Origin of the sequence: Glutamicibacter sp. NPDC087831, assembly GCF_044742845.1 — a bacterium.
Classification (GTDB): domain Bacteria; phylum Actinomycetota; class Actinomycetes; order Actinomycetales; family Micrococcaceae; genus Glutamicibacter.
The window spans coordinates 1,052-6,060 of record NZ_JBIUVH010000011.1; the positions used below are offsets into that span (position 1 = coordinate 1,052).

Sequence of the window (5,009 nt, forward strand, 5' to 3'; positions counted from 1 at the left end):
AACGGGCTCAACGGGCTCAACGGGCTCAACGGGCTCAACGGGCTCAACGGGCTCAACGGGCTCAACGGGCTCAACGGGCTCAACGGGCTCAACGGGCTCAACGGGCAGTTTCCCCTCACCCGCGCCAGACCTGCAACTCTGCGCCGTTACATTACTGACGGATTACCCTGCTTAAGGAGGTTGCAGCGGAAGCCGCTGTCGGTTCCGTAGAATCCTCGGTTTTTGGGCATAAAAAAATCGCGAAACATAAGTTTCGCGATTTTTGCTTTGGTGACCCCAACGGGATTCGAACCCGTGTTGCCGCCGTGAGAGGGCGGAGTACTAGGCCGCTATACGATGGGGCCGTATGCTGAAGATAAATCTTCAGCTCACCAAATCTCTTTGGTGAAGCGCTGGGATACCAGGACTCGAACCTAGAATGACGGAACCAGAAACCGTTGTGTTGCCAATTACACCATATCCCAATGTGACTTGCTATTCATTTGCTTCAGCAGCCGAAGCTGATCTGCGCTGAACGCCTTAGCACGAGATATAACTATACCTAAAAAATTCACGGATCGCACATCCTGGGGCAATATCCTCGAGTGATCTGCAGCTCGTTTATTGAAATGCCTGTAACAGACCTGAGCTTCGCTACACGTCAGCCGATAAATTGCCGCCGAAGGAGGCAGGTCCACTTGACCTGTCACTGCGTGCTGAGACGACTGCTTAATGCAAAAGAGGGAACCGAAGTTCCCCCTTAGCTGTGTGTCGGGATAACAGGATTCGAACCTGCGACCTCGTCGTCCCGAACGACGCGCGCTACCAAGCTGCGCTATATCCCGTGGTTACAACCATTTCACTATACACCCTGCAGAATTCCCATCAATGCCCGGCATAGCTACTCTTTTCTTTGCCGCCAAGTCCTTAGCCGGGCCTCGCAGCTTAAGACCATTAGATAGCTTTCCCAGGATTCAAGATATTCAACGGGTCCAAAAGGTTCTTGATCTGCTGTTGGAGTTCGATCACTTCTGTTGCTTGTTCCCATTGCAACCAATCTTTTTTGATCAACCCGACACCGTGTTCGCCAGTAATTGTGCCGCCTAGTTCCAGTGCAATACGTACGGAGCTTTCAACTGCACGGTCAAGCCTCGCTAGTGGCTCGTTGCCGTCTTCCGGTTCTACAGAAAACGTCGGATGCAGATTGCCATCCCCTACATGCGAAATCATCCGCATGTTTACGTTTTCCTCCCGCGCAGCCCGTTGAACGCGGTGCACGTATTCAAGCATCTTGCTTTTCGGAATGGCGACATCCTCTCCAGTCCGGTAAGCATCGTCTTTAGTATCACCCCGGCTGGTTCGGCGCATTTCGATCAGTTGCATAGCACTCGGATCTGCCGAATTGCTTAGCTGGGCATTGCGTTCTGCGAAAACACTGCGGAGAGCGGCTTCTTCACGCTCGGCGCCGTAGCCATCCAGTCGAGCCAAGAGCATGGCACCGCCGAGACCTGCGTAATTCGTCGAGTACTGTTCATCAAGAATGAGCAGAGTCGAATGATCGATGAGTTCCAAAATGGCAGGCTGAATTCTGGCTTTGGCAATCAGTTGAACGCCCTCGACTGCTTCCTCCAGGCTGGGGAACAATAGAGCTATGTCTCGTTCGTCTACCGGGAGATAGCGCAATCGGAGAACTGCGCGAACGACAACGCCCAGCGTGCCCTCGGACCCTGTGAAAAGTGCGGCGAGATCATACCCTGCTACACCCTTGAACGTATTCTTGCCAACGCGGATTAGTCGGCCGTCAGCCAATACGACGTCTAGGGAGAGCACTGCTTCTCGAGTCACGCCATACTTCGCGCACCGCAGGCCTCCCGCGTTGGTTGCGATGTTGCCGCCAATCGTAGACATCTTGTAGCTAGCAGGATCCGGGGCGTACATGAGGCCGAATTCGGAAACGGCTTCGTTCAGCTGATGATTGATGACGCCAGGTTCAACCACAGCGACTTCATCTTCCGGGCGGATCTCTAGGATTCTATTCATCTTGCTCAAGTTCAAGACGATGGCATCACCTAGTACGTGCACACCGCCAGAAACACCTGTGCCGGCGCCGCGGCTGATGACCGGTACCCTGTATTCGCCAGCCAAGCGTAGAACGTGTTGTACATCCGCTACGGAACTGGCGAAAACCACGGCCAGCGGTTCAATGGGATCCCCCGACAACTGCCCGAAGTCTCTAGAGTTTTCTCGAAGCAGCGGGCCCGATGATTCTATGGCATTCTCTGGTAATGCCGCGCTGAGGGCATCTAGAAATCCGGCATGGGTAGCGGCCATCTTTATCTCCACGGATCGTTGCGTGCAAGTGATTACCTGAGACTACGGCTTTTGAAGGTCTTTGCCGAACTTGATGACTTGGCAATTTACTAGTAGCTCGGTTCAACACTGCGTTTGCGCCCTCATGGCCAGCCAGTCCGGGGCCGGCATACGTCATTGCCCTATTATTTATCGGGCTAGGACCGTTCAGCTGCTGCATTTTCTTTCGATTGTGCTGCTTGGATTTCTGCTGGAAGAGCTTTTCCCCTGACGAATAGTCGATAACAGACGCCCAGGATTGCCACCCAGATTAGACCGGTAATGAGTGCACTACGCGTATCAGGAATAATGCCGATTAAGATGATCACGAAGATCATGAAGGCCAGCGCCAAGTAGCTACCCACTGGCCAAAGCGGAACTGGGAATGCAGAAGGTTCAAGATTATCTCTGTCTATCCGGTGCTTCATCCGAATATGAGAGATCAGGATCATCGACCAAACAACGACGGTGGCGAAAGTAGCCAATGCAGCAATGAGGAAGAAGATCTCATCTTCGAACCATATGTTCAGCACTACGCCAATCAGCAATGCGCCGATCATCGATAGTGAAGTCACCCATGGGACCCCGTTAGCCGTGGTCTTCGTGAATACCTGTGGTGCCTGGCCTTGTTTGGCCATACCGTGAATCATGCGTCCCGCGCCGAAGATGTCTGCGTTGATTGCTGAGAGTGCCGCAGTGATGACGATGAAGTTCAGGACATTTGCTGCTGACGAGAAGCCGATGCTGGAGAAGATCGAAACGAATGGACTTTCACTACCGTCAATCGTGTTCCACGGCTGAATGCACATGATGACGCTGAGCGTCAGTACGTAGAACAGCAAGATGCGCACTGGTACAGAGTTAATTGCCTGCGGAATGACTTTACGCGGGTTTTGCGCTTCGCCAGCGGTAATGCCGATCACTTCGGTGCCGCCGAAGGCAAACATGACAATCGTCAGGGAAGCGAGAATGCCCCAGACACCATGCGGCATGAAACCGTCGCCAGCAAAGAGATTGGATAGACCTGCAGCTCCTTCGCTTTGGTTGCCCAACCCGAAGACGATTACGAGAACGCCACCAGCGATCATTGCCATGATAGCGACGACCTTGATCAAGGAGAACCAAAATTCCAGTTCCCCGAAGACTTTGACCGAGAGCAGGTTCACGGCAGCAATGAAGAAAACAACTGCCAGGATCCAGATCCATCGTTCGACGTTGGGAAACCAGAAACCCATATATACGCCAAAAGCTGTCACGTCAGCCAGGGCCACCACAAACATTTCAAACGTGTAGGTCCACCCGGTTGCAAAGCCAGCAAAGCGTCCAACGAATTCAGTGGCATAGCTTCCGAATGAGCCGGAGGTCGGATTGCGGACTGCCATTTCTCCCAACGCACGCATCACCATGAACACCACTGCCCCACCGAGTATGTATGCCAACAGCACCGCTGGCCCAGCCATTTGAATGGCGCTTGCGGAACCATAGAACAAGCCTGTGCCAATAGCAGACCCTAGAGCGATAAACCTGATGTGCCGTGTGCTTAAACCACGTTTCAAGTTTTGACTTGTCTGGCTAGTACGCATGCTGCTCCTCCGAGATTCCTAACTGCATCAGAGGTTTGCCGCTCACTTTTCATGGTGTGCTTCAACCCCGACATCCATGTAATCGCAGTCACACGCATCTTGGAGCGGGGAAAAAGACAAGATAGTCCGGTACCTCAGACTCGTGGTGAAAAGAAGCTGAGATACCGGATGGCAATTCTTCCAACGGGTATCTCGGGACAGCGTGATGGGCATTCTGGAATTTCGACCACTCGCGAGCTGTAGATAGAAGTACACATCCCGGCATGCAATGCAGTCAGATACTCGTGAATCCAATTGAAGGATCATGCTGCGCGATCCTCACCAACGACCTTGAGAATGCTTAAATGTGCTTGCGCAATCCCTCGATATCGAGGCAGGATTCCGATACGGCTGGCTTCAAAGTGCTGCACGTCAGTGGTCAGCAGCCACGCCCGCCTGTGTCCGTCATGTTGTCCACCGGAAGTCAAAGCATCTGCTGTCCGTTAGCGTCCGCGTCTTCAGAAACATGATGCCGGTGTCTTCGGGCGGTGGATGACAGTATCTATTGCTTTCAAGGCTTTCCAAGACGAGGTCCACAATGACGTTCATTGGCCTGACCCGGTGAATTCTCGCAGTCTTGGTTCCCTTGGTCGGTCGAATCCCCTTACGCCGAGACCTGTGGTTGCCAGTTGCTCTCACCATTGCACGCCGGCAGGTGAATGTGGTGCAACTGCGGGAATCGTCTTCCGAAACGGAGCTGTCGCCTTGGTGCCTGAAACTCAAATTACGCAGTCGACCAGCTGGCATTTTTAGTCGATACCCGTCAGGGAACAAATATGGCTCAGCAAGGCTGGCTGGGCCGACAACCTGATCTTCAATTTGGATAAGAACTCCAGTGAATAATTCTCGGGTAACCTGGCCCTCGTCATCCGGTGCAAGCAACTGAGCCAGCCGGCAACCTTGGCCAACACAAATACCCTGGACGCACTGGTCGTTAAAGCAGGAGGGGAGGGGGAACCAGGCTGCACCAGCTGCCCAATTCCCCCTCCCCTGCACGGGTTAAACAGGTGAGGCCCCGGCACCAAACGGTACCAGGGCCTCAAACCATCTACTCAAGTT

3 protein-coding genes and 3 tRNA genes are annotated in these 5,009 nt (G+C 53.3%); 1 reads left to right on the forward strand and 5 read right to left on the reverse strand.

Annotated elements, in window-relative coordinates; genetic code table 11:
* On the forward strand, positions 1-210 hold a 210-nt coding region (locus ACIOJF_RS17890; RefSeq protein WP_402741995.1), incomplete at its 5' end, for a hypothetical protein.
* Between the two features lie 58 nt (positions 211-268).
* On the opposite strand, the gene ACIOJF_RS17895 is transcribed toward ACIOJF_RS17890, so the two are convergent.
* The 5 genes from ACIOJF_RS17895 to ACIOJF_RS17915 form a co-directional block, all read right to left on the reverse strand.
* Positions 269-344, reverse strand: a tRNA-Glu gene (locus ACIOJF_RS17895).
* 48 nt (positions 345-392) lie between these two features.
* Positions 393-464 (reverse strand) — tRNA-Gln (locus ACIOJF_RS17900).
* Between the two features lie 286 nt (positions 465-750).
* Positions 751-824 (reverse strand) — tRNA-Pro (locus ACIOJF_RS17905).
* Positions 825-933: 109 nt separating this feature from the next.
* The gene (locus ACIOJF_RS17910; RefSeq protein WP_402741996.1) at positions 934-2,310 is read right to left on the reverse strand and encodes an FAD-binding oxidoreductase; all 1,377 of its coding nucleotides are present in this window, start codon (positions 2,308-2,310) and stop codon (positions 934-936) included.
* Positions 2,311-2,486: 176 nt separating this feature from the next.
* Positions 2,487-3,911 carry an amino acid permease gene (locus ACIOJF_RS17915; RefSeq protein ID WP_105662735.1) on the reverse strand — a complete coding sequence of 475 codons (1,425 nt, stop codon included), beginning with the start codon at positions 3,909-3,911 and terminating at the stop codon, positions 2,487-2,489.
* Positions 3,912-5,009 lie beyond the last annotated feature (1,098 nt).